Below are 14,269 nucleotides of genomic sequence, written 5' to 3'. Positions count from 1 at the left end.
GCCGCCCCTGCCCCGCACACCCCCCAAACCCCCCCCCCCCGCACTTTCACGTGAAAGTGCGGGCCCCTGGTGGGCACTTTCACGTGAAAGTGCGGGTTCAGCGGCCGGCGGCGCGGGCGAGGCGTTCGGGGTAACGCTCCCCGGCGATCGCCTCCGCGGGAGCGGCCGCCTCGATCGCGGCCAGGTCCGCCGCCGTCAGTTCCAGGGCAGCCGCCGCCACGTTCTCCTCGAGGTACTTGCGGCGCTTGGTGCCCGGGATCGGCACGACGTCCTCGCCGTGGGACTGCACCCACGCGAGCGCGAGCTGCCCCGCGGTGACGCCCTTCTCCTCGGCCAGCTTCCGCAGCGCGTCGACGATCGCCATGTTGCGCTCGAAGTTGCCCTCGGCGAAACGCGGGAGGCCGCGGCGCATGTCGTCCTCGGGCAGGTCCGCCATCGACGTCACCGCGCCGGTCAGGAAACCCCGGCCCAGCGGCGAGAACGGGACCACGCCGACGCCGAGCTCCCGGCACGTGTCCAGGATTTCGCCCTCGATGCCCCGGGTCCACAGCGACCATTCGCTCTGCAGCGCCGTCACCGGGTGCACGGCGTGGGCGGCGCGGATCGTCGCCGCGCTCGCCTCGGAAATCCCGGCGTACCGGATCTTCCCGGCTTCGACGAGCGAAGCCAGCGCACCCCAGGTCTCCTCGATCGGCGTGTCCGGGTCGACGCGGTGCTGGTAGTACAGGTCGATGTGGTCGACGCCGAGCCGGCGCAGGGACTCGTCGCAGCTCTGCTTGACGTAGGCCGCGTCGCCGCGGGCGCCCATCGCGCCGTCGGTCCACACGATGCCGAACTTCGTCGCCAGCACGACCTCGTCGCGGCGGCCGGCGATCGCGCGGCCGACCAGCTCTTCGTTGACGCCGTTCGCGTACACGTTCGCGGTGTCCAGCAGCGTCACGCCGAGGTCGAGCGCCCGGTGGATCGTCGCGATCGACTCTTCGTCGTTGTCGCGGACGCCGTACGCCTGGCTCATCCCCATGCAGCCCAGCCCCTGGGCACCCACTTCCAGTCCGCCGAGCTTCCTGGTCTTCACGCGGAGATTTCCTCCCTGCCGGGTTCCACGCCGAGCACGTTGCGCTCGACCTGGGCGTAGTTGTCGATCTTGTAGTCGAGGATGTCGAGGCAGCCCTGCAGCTCGGCGATCCGCTCGGCGACCGACCGCCGCTGCTCCACCAGGAGAGCCTTGCGGCGGCCCGCGCTGGCGACGCCGTGGCGGCGCAGCGACGCGTACTCGCGCATGCTCTTGATGGGCATCCCCGTGGTGCGCAGCTTGGTCAGGAAACCGAGCCAGTTCAGGTCGTCGTCCGAGTAGGCCCGGCGGCCCGCGGTGTCACGGGCGGGCGGGTCGAGCAGTTTGATGCGCTCGTAGTACCGGAGGGTGTCGATGGACAGTCCGCTACGTCGAGCGGCTTCCGCTATCGAGTAGCTCATGACCTCGACACTACGACCTGGAGTGCACTCCAGGTCAACTCTTCACCCTGGCCATTCGTAACAGTGTTCTACTACGCTGTGTAGATGGCACGGCCACGGACACACGACGAAGCGCTCCGGCTGAAGCTGCTCGACCGCGCCGGTGAGCTCATCGCCGCCGACGGGCCGAAGGCACTTTCCCTGCGGAAGCTGGCTGCCGACGCGGGGACGTCGACCACCGCCGTGTACTCCCTCTTCGGCAGCAAACCCGATCTGGTGAACGCCCTCTACACCGAGGGCTTCCGCCGCTTCGGCGCCCGGATGGCGGGCACCGAGCTGACCGGGGACGCCGTCGACGACCTCGTCGCGCTCGGCAGCGCCTACCGCGCGAGCGCGCTCGCCGACCCGCACCTGTACGGGATCATGTTCAGCCGGTCGGTCCCCGGGTTCGAACCCAACGAAGACGCCGAAAAGCTGGCCCGCAAGACGCTGGAGCCCCTGGAGGCGATCATCCGCCGGGCCATCGCCGACGGCGTCTTCTTCGACGTCCCGCCGGCGACCGTCGCGGTCGGCTGCTGGGCCGTCGTGCACGGGCTGGTGTCCCTGGAGCTGACCGGCAACCTGCCGGAGGAGTTCGACGTGACCGGCTCGTACGAGCGGGCCCTGCGCGCGAACGCCTCCGGCTGGCTGCGGCCTCAGAACAGCGGCAACGACGCGTCGTAGACGAGCCGGCCCTCCGCGTCCCACGCCCGGACGCGCACCTTCGCCTCCGGCGTCAGTGCGATCTTCCGCGGCAGCCAGGCCAGCGCCATGCCGTCGGTGACCACCAGGTCGGCGCCGTTGTCGGCGTCGAATTCGAAGCCCGCCGAGATCGCCGCGGCCGGGAGCACCACGGCGACCGGGGTGCGGGCCGCCCCGGCCGGGGCGCCCGACTCGCCGGCGCCGAGCGTGTTCACCCGCAGGATCCGCGCCGGGACTCCCCGGGCCGCCACCAGATCGGGGTAGGCCCGGGCCCGCGTCTTCCCCGGCCGCTGGTAGTCCGGCTCCCGCGTGCAGACGATCACGCGGTCGCCCCGGCGGCCCATGACCACCTCCTGGCCGGCCTCCCGCAGCAGCGGTCCCGGGCGGTAGGCCGCGGCGTCCGGGATCACCTCTTCGGCGTCGGCCAGGCAGTCACCGAGGGCCCGGCCCGCCACCGAGGTCCGGTCGGCGGGCTCCGGGCGGTCGGTCACGGCGAGCAACGGCGCCGGGGCGGCCGGGAGGTCCACCTTCCGCGGCTGCCCCGGCCCGCTGTCGATGAGCGCGACCGCCGTCCGGTCCGGCGCGGTACGGGTGTGGGCCACGAACTGGCGGCTGACCGGCGAGAACCCGACGTCGCTCCCGCTCGACCCGCCGGGGGTCGACGTCGCGAGGCTCGCCTTCGGCCACGCCGGGTCCAGCACCCCGCCGACCAGCCCGGTCGCGCTGTGCAGCAGCAGCCCGGACCGGCTGCCCGGCGCGTACGCGGGCGTGGCGCCCGGGTCCGAGAGCGTCACGGTGGTCGCGGTCGTCTCGCAGAACATCGGCTTGCCCGCGGCGGTGGCCGCGACGACGGCGTCCCCTTCGAGTTCCTCGGTGAGCAGCGGGACCCACTCCGCGCGCGGCGGCACCCGGTCCGTCTTGCCCGCCACCTGGACCGCGGCCCAGCACCGGTCGAGCGCCGTCGTCGCGAGCTTGCCGTCGAGCGTCAGGCCACCGGGGACCGCGGGCGGCGCTTCGGCGGGCTGCCGCAGCTGCCGCGTCACGACGACCGCGCCCGCGGCCAGGACGAGCACCGCGGCCGCGGCGGCGTACCAGACGTGCTTGGCGCGCTTGGGTTTCCCGATGCCCGCGCGGACTTCCGCACGCAGCCGGTCGCGGACGTCGCCGGGCAGCGCGCGCCGGGGCGGTAGGCCGAGGTCGTCGCTCATTTCCCCTCCAGCAGGGTGCGCAGCCGGGCACGGGCCCGGGACAGGTGGGCGCGGACGGTCACTTCCGCGACGGCCAGCAACGCGGCGGCGTCGGCGGTGCCGAGGTCGCCGAGCAGGCACAGCTCGACGACCGTGCGCTGCGCCTTCGGCAGCGTCCGCACGGCTTCGACGACCTCGCGCAGCCGCCGCTCGCCGTCGAGCCGCTCGGCCACGGCGTCGGCGTGGTCGGACACCACCGGCGGATCCGGGATCTTCCGGAGCAGCAGCCGCCGCCGTCTCGCGCCGCGGTACTCGTCGCGGGCGGCGTTGCCGGCCACGGTGTAGAGCCAGGGCAAGGCGCTGTCCCGCACGAGCGTGACGTCGGCACGGCGGCGCCACGCGGTCAGGAACGTGTTCGAGGTCAGGTCTTCGGCGGCGGCCCAGGAGCCGGTCAGCCGGTAGGCGTGGTTCCAGACGGCCTCGGCGTGCCGCTCGAAGAGCTCGCCGAAAGCCGTTTCGTCGCCCCCGGCCGCCCGGTCCCACAGGGCCCGATCACCCACCGGTACCCCCGTCGTATGGCTGGTCACACCCTTCAGTGGCCGGCACCGGGCGGGACGTTGCTATTCGTTCTCCGGGAACCGGGCATCCGTCAGGTCGATGTCCTGGTGTTCGCCGCCCTCGAAGTCGGTTTCGCCCTCGAACCGCGCGCGGGTCAGCTCGAACCGGCCGCCCGAGCGGACCCGGGTGAACCGGGCGAACGCGCCGAAGCGCGCCCAGGTGAAGAACGCGCCCTCCTCGAAGACCGACCGGTCGAAGTTGACGGCCGAGGTGAACTCCGCGCCGAAGAAGCCCACCCGGCGGGTGAAGGTGGTGCCGCGGATGTGCACCGCGCCGACGAACCGCGCGCGGCTGAAGTCCGCGGCGGCCAGGGTGCAGCCGCTCAGCCGGAAGTCGACGAGGGTGGCCCGCTGCAGGTCGATCGCCATCCCGGGCCAGAACCCGGGTTCGCCGTGGGTCAGGTGGGTCTTGAGCAGTTCCTGCGCGGCCAGGCGGACCAGCAGCTCGGCCTCGTCGTAGTCGGGCGGATCGAGGTCCGCGGTGCCCTTCAGGCCCGCTTTCGGGCCGTCGAACGGCATCCGCAGGTAGGCGCACAGGACGTTGACGATCGTCTGGCGCTGCTTCGGGTTGTCCTGCCCGAGCCGCTCCAGCGCGTACAACCCGCCGAGCCGCACGGGCGCCTTGTCGTTGCCGAGCTGTTCGACGGCCTTCGTGTACAGCTCGGTGACCCGCCGCTCCTCGAGGTCCCGTTCGGTCACCCCGGCGACGCGGGTGGTCTCGGCGAGCTGCAGTTCCAGCGTGCGCTGGCGGCGCGTCGCGAGCCACAGCGCGAACACGCCGCCCGCGCCCGCGCCGACGCCGAACGCCGTCTTGACCGCGTCGATGCGCACCGGCGCGGTCGGCTCCCCGGACCAGGCGAGGAACAGCCACAGCAGCCCGGCGGTGACGGCCGCGACCGCGACGGCGGTCACGGCGATCCACCGCCACTTCAGGACCGGCAAGGGCTTAGACGGCGCCGTACTGGCGGTCACCGGCGTCACCGAGACCCGGGACGATGAAGCCCGAGTCGTTGAGGCGCTCGTCGATGCTGGCGGTGACCACGCGGACCGGCAGGCCGGTCTTCTCCAGGTGCGCCAGGCCTTCCGGCGCGGCGAGCGCGCAGATCGCCGTGACGTCGGCGGCACCGCGGTCGGTGAGCAGCCGGATCGTGTACTCCATCGAGCCGCCGGTGGCGAGCATCGGGTCGAGCACCAGCACCGGCCGGTCGGCGAGCGACTCCGGCAGCGATTCGAGGTAGGGCGTCGGCTTGAGCGTCTCCTCGTCGCGCGCGAGGCCGACGAAGCCCATCTGCGCGTCCGGGATCAGCTTGTGCGCCTGGTCGGCCATGCCCAGCCCGGCCCGCAGGACCGGCACGAGCAGCGGCGGCTTCGCCAGCTTGAAGCCGTCGGTGCGCGCGACCGGCGTGTGGATCCGCTCGGTCTTCACCGGGACGTCGCGCGTGGCTTCGTAGACCAGCATGACGGTCAGCTCGTGCAGCGCGGCCCGGAACGCGGCGCTGTCGGTGCGCGCGTCGCGCATCGTGGAGAGCCGGGCCTTCGCGAGGGGGTGGTCGACGACGTACACATCCATGCGGGTCAATCTAGCCGTTTCGCGAAGCTCTTCACCCAGCCGCGCTGCCAGGGCGTTTCGACGGCGCGTTCGTGGTAGTTCGCCCGCACCCAGGCGACGGCGTCTTCGGCCGGGACGCCGGAGAGGACGGCCAGGCAGGCCATCACGGTGCCGGTGCGGCCCGCGCCGCCGTAGCAGGCGACTTCGACGGTTTCGACCCCGGCGCGCTCGTGGAGGGCCTTGATCTTGGCGATCGCGTCCGTGCGGTCGAGCGGCAGCAGGAAGTCCGGCCAGGTGATCCACTCCTGCGGCCAGGTGATGCCGCCGCCGTGCTTGCGCCGCAACCGGTTCGTGCCCAGGTAGAGCCCGTAGTCCGGCTCGGGTTCGTCGGGTCGCGGGCGGCCCAGCCCGCGGCCGCGGACCTCGACGCCGTCGGGAAATCGCACCATCGGAGCAGTGTCCTCCAGAAGGTGGACACGGAGGGTGGTTTTCGCCGATAGGCTCCCCCGGGTGAGCGAACTGACGCCCGACCAGATGCGGGCCTCCGACGCCGACCGCGAGCGCGTCGCCCAGGTGCTGCACAACGCCCTCGCGGAAGGGCGGATCACGGTGAACGAACTCGAAGAGCGCCTGTCGACGGTCTACGCGGCCAAGACCATCGGCGACCTCAAACCGGTGACGGTGGACCTGCCCACGTCGCCGGGCGTGATCGAGCCGGCGGCGTCCCGCGCACTGGGCTTCCCCGACCAGCGCATCGGCGGCTACGCGGGCTCCCCGGTCTCGATCGGCGTCATGTCGGGCGCGGTCCGCAAGGGCAGCTGGGTCCTGCCCCCGCAGCACACGAGCTTCGCCTTTTGGGGCGGCGCGGAGATCGACCTGCGCCAGGCGAGGTTCGCGGACAAGCACTGCACGATCACGGCCATCGCGATCATGGGCGGCATCCAGATCACGGTCCCGGACGACATCAACGTCGACGTGACGGGCATCGGCTTCATGGGCGGCTTCGTGCTGGAGGACAAGTCGGGAGCGCCTCCGGCACCCCCGACGGCACCGACGGTGAAGATCAACGGCCTGGGTTTCTGGGGCGGGGTGGTCGTGTACCGGCGGCCGGCCCAGCGGGTGGACCCACCGCGCATCGAGAAGGGCTGACCTCGGAATTGTGACGCGCTCGGCACCCAGCGTCACACCCGATGGGGGCTCGCACTGTCGTACCCGCCGCCTAGACTCAGGCGCATGACAGCCACGACCAGCACGTCAGCGGCGCCGGCCACCCCGGCGCCACTGGCGGACGCGACTCGCGACGACGCGAGCCTGCGCCGCTTCCTGCTCGGGCTGCCCGGTGTCGACCAGGTCGGCGTCGAGCAGCGCGCGGCGGGCCTCGGCACGCGCAGCATCAAGAAGGACGCCAAGCGGTGGGCCATCGACACCGCCATCTCCATGGTCGACCTGACCACGCTGGAGGGCGCCGACACCCGCGGCAAGGTCCGGGCGCTCGCCGCGAAGGCCGTCCGCCCCGACCCCGAACGCCAGGACACCCCGCGCGTCGCCGCCGTCTGCGTGTACCCGGACATGGTCGAGACCGCCGTCGAAGCGCTGGGCACGAGCGGTGTGCACGTCGCGAGCGTCGCCACCGGCTTCCCCGCCGGCCGCACGAGCCGTGAGATCAAGCTGGCCGACACCAAGATCGCCGTCGACGCGGGCGCGCACGAAGTCGACATGGTGATCGACCGCGGCGCCTTCCTCGAGGGCCGCTACATGGCCGTCTTCGAGGAGATCCAGGCGATCAAGGCCGCCTGCGGCGACGCCCACCTGAAGGTCATCCTCGAGACCGGCGAGCTGGCGACGTACGACAACGTGCGGCGCGCGTCGTGGCTGGCGCTGCTGGCCGGCGGTGACTTCATCAAGACCTCGACCGGCAAGGTCTCCCCCGCCGCGACGCTGCCGGTCACCCACATCATGCTGCAGGCGGTGCACGACTGGCACGTCCAGACCGGCGAACTGCGCGGCGTCAAGCCCGCGGGCGGCATCCGGACCACGAAGGACGCGATCAAGTACCTGGTCGCGGTGCACGAGGTCGCCGGCGAGCAGTGGCTGGTCCCGGACCTCTTCCGCTTCGGCGCGTCCAGCCTGCTCAACGACCTGCTGCTGCAGCGCCGCACCCAGGTGGACGGCCACTACAGCGGCCCCGACTACGTGACGGTGGACTGATGCCTGTTTTCGAGTACGCACCGGCGCCCGAATCGCGCGCCATCGCGAACCTGAAGGACCACTACAAGCCGTTCGTCAACGGCGAATTCGTCGACGGCTCGGGTGAGCCGCTCAAGACGATCAACCCGGCCACCGAAGAGGTCCTGGCGGAGGTCGGCACCGCGTCGAAGTCCGATGTGGACACCGCGGTCAAGGCCGCGCGCAAGGCGTACACGAGCGTCTGGTCGAAGATGCCGGGCACCGAGCGCGCGAAGTACCTGTTCCGCATCGCGCGGCTGATCCAGGAGCGTTCGCGCGAGCTGGCGGTGCTGGAAAGCCTCGACAACGGCAAGCCGATCAAGGAGTCGCGCGACTCCGACGTCCCGACGGCGGCCGCGCACTTCTTCTACCACGCGGGCTGGGCCGACAAGCTGGAGTACGCGGGCTACGGCCCGGACCCGCGGCCGCTGGGTGTCGCGGGCCAGATCATCCCGTGGAACTTCCCGCTGCTGATGCTGGCCTGGAAGATCGCGCCGGCGCTGGCCACGGGCAACACGGTGGTGCTGAAGCCGGCCGAGACGACGCCGTTGACCGCGCTGGTCTTCGCGGAGATCTGCCAGCAGGCGGAGCTGCCGCCGGGTGTCGTCAACATCCTCCCGGGCGCCGGTGACATCGGTGCGTCCATTGTGGAGCACGCCGACATCAACAAGATCGCCTTCACCGGCTCGACCGAGGTCGGCAAGGCGATCCAGCGCCAGGTCGCGGGGACGCCGAAGAAGCTGACGCTCGAGCTGGGCGGCAAGGCCGCGAACATCGTGTTCGAGGACGCCCCGCTGGACCAGGCGATCGAGGGCATCGTCAACGGCATCTTCTTCAACCAGGGCCACGTCTGCTGCGCGGGCTCGCGCCTGCTGGTGCAGGAGTCCATCGCCGAAGAGGTACTGGAAAAGCTGCGCTACCGCGTCTCGACGCTGCGCATCGGCGACCCGCTGGACAAGAACACCGACATCGGCGCGATCAACTCGGCCGAGCAGCTGGCGAAGATCCGCGGGCTCGTCGAAGCCGGCGACGCCGAAGGCGCGCAGCGCTGGACCAGCCCGTGCCCGGTGCCGGACCGCGGGTTCTTCTTCGCCCCGACGGTGTTCGCGAACGTCCACCAGTCGATGCGGATCGCGCGCGAGGAGATCTTCGGCCCGGTGCTGTCGGTGCTGACGTTCCGCACGCCGGACGAGGCCGTGGCGAAGGCGAACAACACGCCGTACGGGCTTTCGGCGGGCATCTGGACCGAAAAGGGCTCCCGGATCCTGTGGATGGCGAACCAGCTGCGCGCCGGCGTGGTCTGGGCCAACACCTTCAACCGCTTCGACCCCGCCGCACCGTTCGGCGGCTACCAGGAATCCGGCTTCGGGCGCGAAGGCGGCCGCACCGGGCTGGAGGCTTACCTCGATGTCTGATCGGATTTCCGTCGCGAAGACGTACAAGCTGTACGTGGGCGGCAAGTTCCCGCGTTCGGAGTCCGGCCGGGTCTACCCGGTGACGGACGCGAAAGGCAAGTTCCTGGCGAACGCGGCCCACGCGTCCCGCAAGGACGTCCGCGACGCGGTGGTGGCCGCCCGCAAGGCATTCCCGGGCTGGTCCGCGGCGACGGCGTACAACCGCGGCCAGGTCCTGTACCGGGTGGCCGAGGTGCTTGAAGGCCGCCGAGACCAGTTCATCGCCGAGGTTTCGGCATCCGAAGGCCTGGCGGCAAAGAAGGCGGAGTCCATTGTGGACACGGCCATCGACCGCTGGGTCTGGTACGCGGGCTGGACGGACAAGATCGCCACGGTCCTCGGCGCGGCGAACCCGGTGGCGGGCCCGTACTTCTCGTTCACGGTCCCGGAACCGACGGGCGTGGTGGGCATCCTGGCGCCCCAGGGTTCGTCGTTGCTGGGCCTGATCGAGGTCCTGGCCCCGGTCCTGGCGACAGGCTCGACGGCGGTGGTGGTCTCGAGCGCGGAGCGCCCGTTGCCGGCGATCACGCTGTCGGAGGTCCTGGCGACGTCGGACGTCCCGGGCGGCGTGGCGAACATCCTGACCGGCCACGCGTCCGAGCTGGGCTCGTGGCTGGCTTCCCACGGCGACGTCAACGCCCTGGACCCGACAGGAGCCGCCCCGGCGGACCGCCCGGAGCTGGCACGCGAAGCGGCGAACACGGTGAAGCGGGTCCTGACGGTCCCGGAGGCCGAGCCGGACTGGACGACGGCCCCGGACCTGACCCGCCTGCGCCGCTACCTGGAGGCGAAGACGGTCTGGCACCCCCTGGGCGTCTGAGTGCACGAACGGAGGCCACCACCCCGCACCGGGGTGGTGGCCTCCGTCGCGTTCACGGCTTTCGGCTGACGCTCAGGTCGATCACCGGTACAGTCCCTGCCAGGTACTGAGCGTGACGCATCGGGGAGGGTGCAGGTGCCGGACGACGAAGAGTGGGCGTTCGAGGCGGAGATCGACCTGTGGGACGACGGCGAAGCCCCGGCCACGTCCAGGGAGGACGACCCGGAGCCGGCCGATCCCACGGGACGCGATCCGGACTCGGCGGTGACGGTGACCGTCAGCGCCGAAGGCGCTGTCCGGCAGGTCAGGCTCGCCTCGGGCTGGAAGAGCAAGGTCGACCCGCGCGGCCTGCACTCGAGCGTGCTGACTGCGGCCAATGCAGCGACTCTCGACGCCCTGGTGCGGCAGACCCGGAACGCTCAGGAGAACCCACCCTCGTCACGCCGAGGGGATGCGGACGAGACACCGCTCACCGTCCAGGACATCCTCCGGCTGGGCGATGCCGTCATGGCTGAAGTCGATGAACTCTCTGCCCGCTTGGCCCTCGCCGACCGCCAGGTCACCACGACGAGTTCCGGCGGACACGTGACAGGGACCGCCCAGAGCGGGCACTACCTCAGCCTGGACATCGATCCGACCTGGGCATCAATGGCGAGGAACGCGGAGATCGAGGCCGAACTGGCCGAGGTCCTGAGGTCGCTCCACCGCGATTCGGTGCCGGACGGCACGGGCCCCGAAGTAGGGAGAGCCACGGCCGAACTCCTGGGGCTGGTCCACGATCCGGCCCGGTTGATCCGCCGGATCCAGCTCCGTGACGGGCAGCCGGAAGCAACGAGAGGTCCTGAAAGCCGATGAGTGACATCGAAGTGGCCTTGGAGGCTTTGCGCTCGGACGCAGCGGCCTGGGACGAAGCAGCCGGAGGCCTCGGCGAAGCCGGGGCGGTGGTCGCGCCGCTTGGTCTGACGCCGGCCGACGTCATGAGCTACGCGGCGGGCCGGGGTTTCGACCACCAGTACGGGTTGACGCTCGCCAAACTCGAAGACTCCCTCCGGCGGGGTGCCCTCAACTTCCACCGGATATCGGACAGCCTGCATCGGGGGGCCGCGATGTACCAGGTCTCCGAAGAAGAACGCCGCCGGAAGCTGCGTCAAGCAGGCGAACACTGAGGGCGCGAGGGGAACCAGAACGATGACCAACGACGTGATCGACCAAGCGCTCGCCGGGTACGAAAAGTTCAGGCAGCTCGTGGAGGACCTGTTCCAGCGGGTCCGGGACACGCTGGACTGGATCCCGGACGCGCTGGCCGACCTGGTGAAGCCGATTCGGGACGGTCTTGCCTTCATCGGGAACAAGGTCGCCGAGTTCGAGTCCGCTCATGAGAAGTTCGAGCGGGACAAAGGTGACCCCGACAAACTGCGTGCCTACGCCGCCGAGTGGGGCGACAAGTTCACCCAGCGACTCGACGCGGTCGCCGGCACCCTGGATCCGGGGTCGCTGAAGACCACGTTGCACTGGAGCGGATCCGCTGCCGAGACCTACAAGATCGCTCTTTCCGAACAGCTCAAGAAGATCGATGCCGCCAAGGAACTCGGCAGGCAGATGCGCGACTCGCTCACCAACCTCTCCAATGCCGTCGAGACGTTCTGGCTCACCTACAACTCGATCATCTGGGGGCTGGTCGGGGCGACCGCGGCGGCCGTCGTCAGTGCGGCGACCGTCGTCGGGCTACCCGCCGCTCTCGGCATCCTCAGTGCGGAGATCGCGGCCGGCATCCCCGCGGTGTTCGCGACGATCAACGTGATCGACACAACGGTGGACACCATCCAGAACGAGCTGGTGGCGATCCACGACAAAGCCGACGACCTCGGCGCCGGCTGGAACCAGACCGACACGAGCACCATGTCGCACCCGGGTGATTGGCGGACCGTCGGATGATCGGACCCGCCGCGGCGGCCGGCATCTGGATTCCGCCGAAGCTGGCACACCGGATCCGCCGCGTTTGCACGACGCTCGGGGCAGCTACCTTGGCCGCCGCGCTCTTGGTCGGCGTCGGCATGCCGGTGATCGGCCCGGCGCTGCCCACCGCCACGAGCCCGGTCACCATGCTCACCACCAGCGCGGGCATCTTCCTCGGCCTGTTCCTGGCGGTTTCCGGGGTGACGATGACCATGGCCCGCGGCTGGGTCTCACTCGGCCGCCACCCCGGCGGAACGGACTTCCTGTTTGATGCGCGCCCGGCGGCGACCGGCACAGTCGTCCTGTTCACGGCGGCCGCCGCTTCGATGCTTTCCGCGCTGTTCTTCTTCGTGAGTTACACCGCCAACATCACTTGGAGCAATGGCCCACACCCGGTGAACGTCCACCCGGTCACGCCGTCGATTGTGCTGTTCCTCCTGCTGCCCGTGCTCGCGGTCGGCTTGACGCTGGTCAACCTCCTGGTCGGCTGGCCCCTCTTCCGCCCCTCCCAGCGCTCGATCCAGCGCTACGCCCGCTAGCTCATCGACACCGAGAAGTCCGTCAGCGTGAACCGCGCCTTGCCTCCGCCCGTCGAGCAGAACTCGATCCCGTACCCGATCTGGTTCACCGTCGGGTTCGCCGGGATCAGCCCCTTTCCGATCGCCCACGCGATCATCGCCTTCAGGTCCACCGTTCCCGAGTACTGCGTCGTCCGCGAAACGAACGCCACGTAGCCCTCGTCCTCCGCCCAGACGTCGTACGTGAAGCCGCCCGCGGTGTACGTCGTCAGTTTGTCGCCCGCCGGGACCTGTTTGCGGTTCTCCGTCCAGACCATCAGCTCGCTGACGCCCTTGCCGTCGCCCACGCCGTTCAGCCAGAGGTCGTACGCCACGTCGTAGACGCCGATGCCCGGACCGCGGCCGGCGAACGTCGACTTGATCACCGAATAGTCGTTGAACGGCTTCCCGTTCTGGTCGGCGATGTCCTTGTGCACGTTCGGATAGGTTTTCACCGACGTCGAATCCGGCTGGACGGAATCGACGTACCAGTTGTCGTACGCGCAGGCGCGCAGTGTTTCCGGACCCGCCTCGCCCGCGTTCCACATGTTGTTGTGGACGTAGTAGCCGCCATCCGACCAGCCGCCGTCAGGGTCGCTCGTCGTGAACTCCGGGCTGCCGCAGTTGCGTGCCGGGGTCACCGACGGCGGGGCCGGCGTGGGGGTCGGTGTCGGCGTAATAGCAGGTCGGGACGTCGACGACGGCACCGAAGTCGCGGGCGCGAGCGACGCGCTGGACGTCGGCGGCAGTGGTGGAGCCGCGCCGGCGACCGGCGTGGCGCCGTCGTGGCCGCAGCCCGCGAGCAGCAGCAAGGGAATGACCAACAACGCGGTTCTTCGTCGCATTTTCCCGCCCCACGGCCAGAATCAGGCAGAACATTAACACGGAAATCCGGAGAATCAGCCGGGTTCCAGGTCACGGGATGTGATCGGACGGCCCGGGAGTTCGGTTCCCGGCTGCGCGCTGAGGCCGTCGATCATGATGCCGACGCAGCGGCGGGCCGCCATTTCGGCGACGTCCGCGGTCTTCGCGCGCATCTGGCGCAGCAGCGTCGCGAACAGGATCGCGATGTCGCCGGCGCCGACGTCGTCGCGGAGCTTGCCCTCGGCCTGTGCGCCGTGCACGAGCCGGTCCACCACCGACAGGATCTCGTCCCGCAGCAGCCGGACCTGCGGATCGTTCTTCAGGATCACCAGCGCCCGGTGCGACACCATCGCCAGCTGGATGCTCAGCTGCAGCTCCACCGACTGCCGCAGCAGCCGCTCGAGCGCGCGCCACGACGACGTCTCCTCGGCTTCGATCCGCTTCGCGTCGATCAGCACCTGCTCGAAGTTGTCCATCGCGACCGCGCGCACCAGCGCGTCCCGGTCCGGGAAGCGCCGGTAGAGCGTGCCCACGCCGACGCCGGCGGCGCGGGCGATCTCCTCCATCGGCACCTCGGGACCGGACACGGCGAAGATGCTCTTCGCGGCGGCCAGGATCTGGTCGCGGTTGCGCCGCGCGTCCGCCCGCAGGGTGGTCTCGGGGTCTGCCGTCATGCCGTTCGCTCCTCGCTGAATCGCGCGGAGTGATTCTCGCACGGTCAGGCGGCCACGCACTGGCTCCGCAACCAGTCACCCGTTAGCTAGTGGACGACTTCCCTCCGCTTCGGTACGTTGGGACGTAGAACCGGAATGTAATCCTCCGCATACGTTACGTCCGCTTTAGGGG

General features: G+C 70.5%; 18 protein-coding genes. 9 read left to right on the top strand and 9 right to left on the bottom strand.

The annotated features are described in order from the left end of the window. Nucleotides 1–97: 97 nt before the first annotated feature. Together AB0B33_RS09005 and AB0B33_RS09000 are read right to left on the bottom strand one after the other, a co-directional pair. Nucleotides 98–1,021 carry an aldo/keto reductase gene (locus tag AB0B33_RS09005; protein WP_360768651.1) on the bottom strand — a complete coding sequence of 308 codons (924 nt, stop codon included), beginning with the start codon at nucleotides 1,019–1,021 and terminating at the stop codon, nucleotides 98–100. Nucleotides 1,022–1,071: 50 nt separating this feature from the next. Continuing rightward, nucleotides 1,072–1,473, bottom strand: a complete 402-nt coding sequence (locus AB0B33_RS09000) for a MerR family transcriptional regulator (RefSeq protein WP_086673859.1) — start codon at nucleotides 1,471–1,473, stop codon at nucleotides 1,072–1,074. 84 nt (nucleotides 1,474–1,557) lie between these two features. Between AB0B33_RS09000 and AB0B33_RS08995 the strand changes: the two genes are divergently transcribed. Continuing rightward, nucleotides 1,558–2,175, top strand: coding sequence for a TetR/AcrR family transcriptional regulator (locus tag AB0B33_RS08995; RefSeq protein ID WP_247014753.1), 618 nt, complete (start codon nucleotides 1,558–1,560; stop codon nucleotides 2,173–2,175). Here AB0B33_RS08995 and AB0B33_RS08990 read toward each other — a convergent pair. The 5 genes from AB0B33_RS08990 to AB0B33_RS08970 are packed head-to-tail and all read right to left on the bottom strand — an operon-like array spanning nucleotide 2,148 to nucleotide 5,995. Next, nucleotides 2,148–3,401 carry a hypothetical protein gene (locus AB0B33_RS08990; RefSeq protein ID WP_360768592.1) on the bottom strand — a complete coding sequence of 418 codons (1,254 nt, stop codon included), beginning with the start codon at nucleotides 3,399–3,401 and terminating at the stop codon, nucleotides 2,148–2,150. The two genes, AB0B33_RS08995 and AB0B33_RS08990, sit on opposite strands and share 28 nt — an antisense overlap. Then, the gene (locus tag AB0B33_RS08985) at nucleotides 3,398–3,967 is read right to left on the bottom strand and encodes an RNA polymerase sigma factor (protein WP_360768589.1); all 570 of its coding nucleotides are present in this window, start codon (nucleotides 3,965–3,967) and stop codon (nucleotides 3,398–3,400) included. The genes AB0B33_RS08990 and AB0B33_RS08985 overlap by 4 nt, the downstream gene beginning before the upstream one ends. A gap of 33 nt (nucleotides 3,968–4,000) precedes the next feature. Beyond that, nucleotides 4,001–4,909 carry a pentapeptide repeat-containing protein gene (locus tag AB0B33_RS08980; protein WP_360768586.1) on the bottom strand — a complete coding sequence of 303 codons (909 nt, stop codon included), beginning with the start codon at nucleotides 4,907–4,909 and terminating at the stop codon, nucleotides 4,001–4,003. A gap of 34 nt (nucleotides 4,910–4,943) precedes the next feature. Further along, nucleotides 4,944–5,567, bottom strand: a complete 624-nt coding sequence (gene upp / locus AB0B33_RS08975; RefSeq protein WP_360768583.1) for a uracil phosphoribosyltransferase — start codon at nucleotides 5,565–5,567, stop codon at nucleotides 4,944–4,946. 5 nt (nucleotides 5,568–5,572) lie between these two features. Continuing rightward, the gene (locus AB0B33_RS08970; protein WP_247014763.1) at nucleotides 5,573–5,995 is read right to left on the bottom strand and encodes a protein-tyrosine phosphatase family protein; all 423 of its coding nucleotides are present in this window, start codon (nucleotides 5,993–5,995) and stop codon (nucleotides 5,573–5,575) included. 85 nt (nucleotides 5,996–6,080) lie between these two features. Between AB0B33_RS08970 and AB0B33_RS08965 the strand changes: the two genes are divergently transcribed. From AB0B33_RS08965 to AB0B33_RS08930, 8 genes are all read left to right on the top strand, one after another. After that, complete coding sequence (locus tag AB0B33_RS08965; RefSeq protein WP_360768648.1) at nucleotides 6,081–6,695, top strand: DUF1707 domain-containing protein; 615 nt, start codon at nucleotides 6,081–6,083, stop codon at nucleotides 6,693–6,695. 84 nt (nucleotides 6,696–6,779) lie between these two features. Continuing rightward, entirely contained in the window at nucleotides 6,780–7,754 is a 975-nt protein-coding gene (deoC, locus tag AB0B33_RS08960) for a deoxyribose-phosphate aldolase (protein ID WP_247014765.1), read from the top strand. Then, a complete protein-coding gene (locus tag AB0B33_RS08955; protein WP_360768579.1) occupies nucleotides 7,754–9,187 on the top strand; it encodes an aldehyde dehydrogenase family protein in 1,434 nt (477 codons plus the stop codon). Before deoC ends, AB0B33_RS08955 begins: the two co-directional genes overlap by 1 nt. After that, the gene (locus tag AB0B33_RS08950; protein ID WP_360768576.1) at nucleotides 9,180–10,046 is read left to right on the top strand and encodes an aldehyde dehydrogenase family protein; all 867 of its coding nucleotides are present in this window, start codon (nucleotides 9,180–9,182) and stop codon (nucleotides 10,044–10,046) included. The genes AB0B33_RS08955 and AB0B33_RS08950 overlap by 8 nt, the downstream gene beginning before the upstream one ends. 135 nt (nucleotides 10,047–10,181) lie before the next feature. Further along, nucleotides 10,182–10,901: a hypothetical protein gene (locus tag AB0B33_RS08945; protein WP_360768573.1), complete on the top strand. Its 720-nt coding sequence runs from the start codon at nucleotides 10,182–10,184 to the stop codon at nucleotides 10,899–10,901. Continuing rightward, the gene (locus tag AB0B33_RS08940) at nucleotides 10,898–11,212 is read left to right on the top strand and encodes a hypothetical protein (protein ID WP_360768570.1); all 315 of its coding nucleotides are present in this window, start codon (nucleotides 10,898–10,900) and stop codon (nucleotides 11,210–11,212) included. Before AB0B33_RS08945 ends, AB0B33_RS08940 begins: the two co-directional genes overlap by 4 nt. A gap of 22 nt (nucleotides 11,213–11,234) precedes the next feature. After that, nucleotides 11,235–11,981: a hypothetical protein gene (locus AB0B33_RS08935; RefSeq protein WP_360768568.1), complete on the top strand. Its 747-nt coding sequence runs from the start codon at nucleotides 11,235–11,237 to the stop codon at nucleotides 11,979–11,981. Further along, entirely contained in the window at nucleotides 11,978–12,541 is a 564-nt protein-coding gene (locus AB0B33_RS08930) for a hypothetical protein (RefSeq protein ID WP_360768565.1), read from the top strand. The genes AB0B33_RS08935 and AB0B33_RS08930 overlap by 4 nt, the downstream gene beginning before the upstream one ends. On the opposite strand, the gene AB0B33_RS08925 is transcribed toward AB0B33_RS08930, so the two are convergent. Both AB0B33_RS08925 and AB0B33_RS08920 read right to left on the bottom strand, forming a co-directional pair. Next, entirely contained in the window at nucleotides 12,538–13,404 is an 867-nt protein-coding gene (locus tag AB0B33_RS08925; RefSeq protein ID WP_360768563.1) for a hypothetical protein, read from the bottom strand. The two genes, AB0B33_RS08930 and AB0B33_RS08925, sit on opposite strands and share 4 nt — an antisense overlap. A 54-nt stretch (nucleotides 13,405–13,458) precedes the next feature. Further along, nucleotides 13,459–14,097 (bottom strand): helix-turn-helix domain-containing protein, encoded by a 639-nt coding sequence (locus AB0B33_RS08920; protein ID WP_360768560.1) that lies wholly within the window; start codon nucleotides 14,095–14,097, stop codon nucleotides 13,459–13,461. Between the last annotated feature and the right edge of the window lie 172 nt (nucleotides 14,098–14,269).

This window comes from Amycolatopsis sp. NPDC049159, from assembly GCF_040648295.1.
Taxonomy (GTDB): domain Bacteria; phylum Actinomycetota; class Actinomycetes; order Mycobacteriales; family Pseudonocardiaceae; genus Amycolatopsis; species Amycolatopsis pretoriensis_A.
The sequence above is the reverse complement of the archived record's forward strand: the minus strand, read 5'-3'. Positions and strand labels throughout refer to the sequence as shown.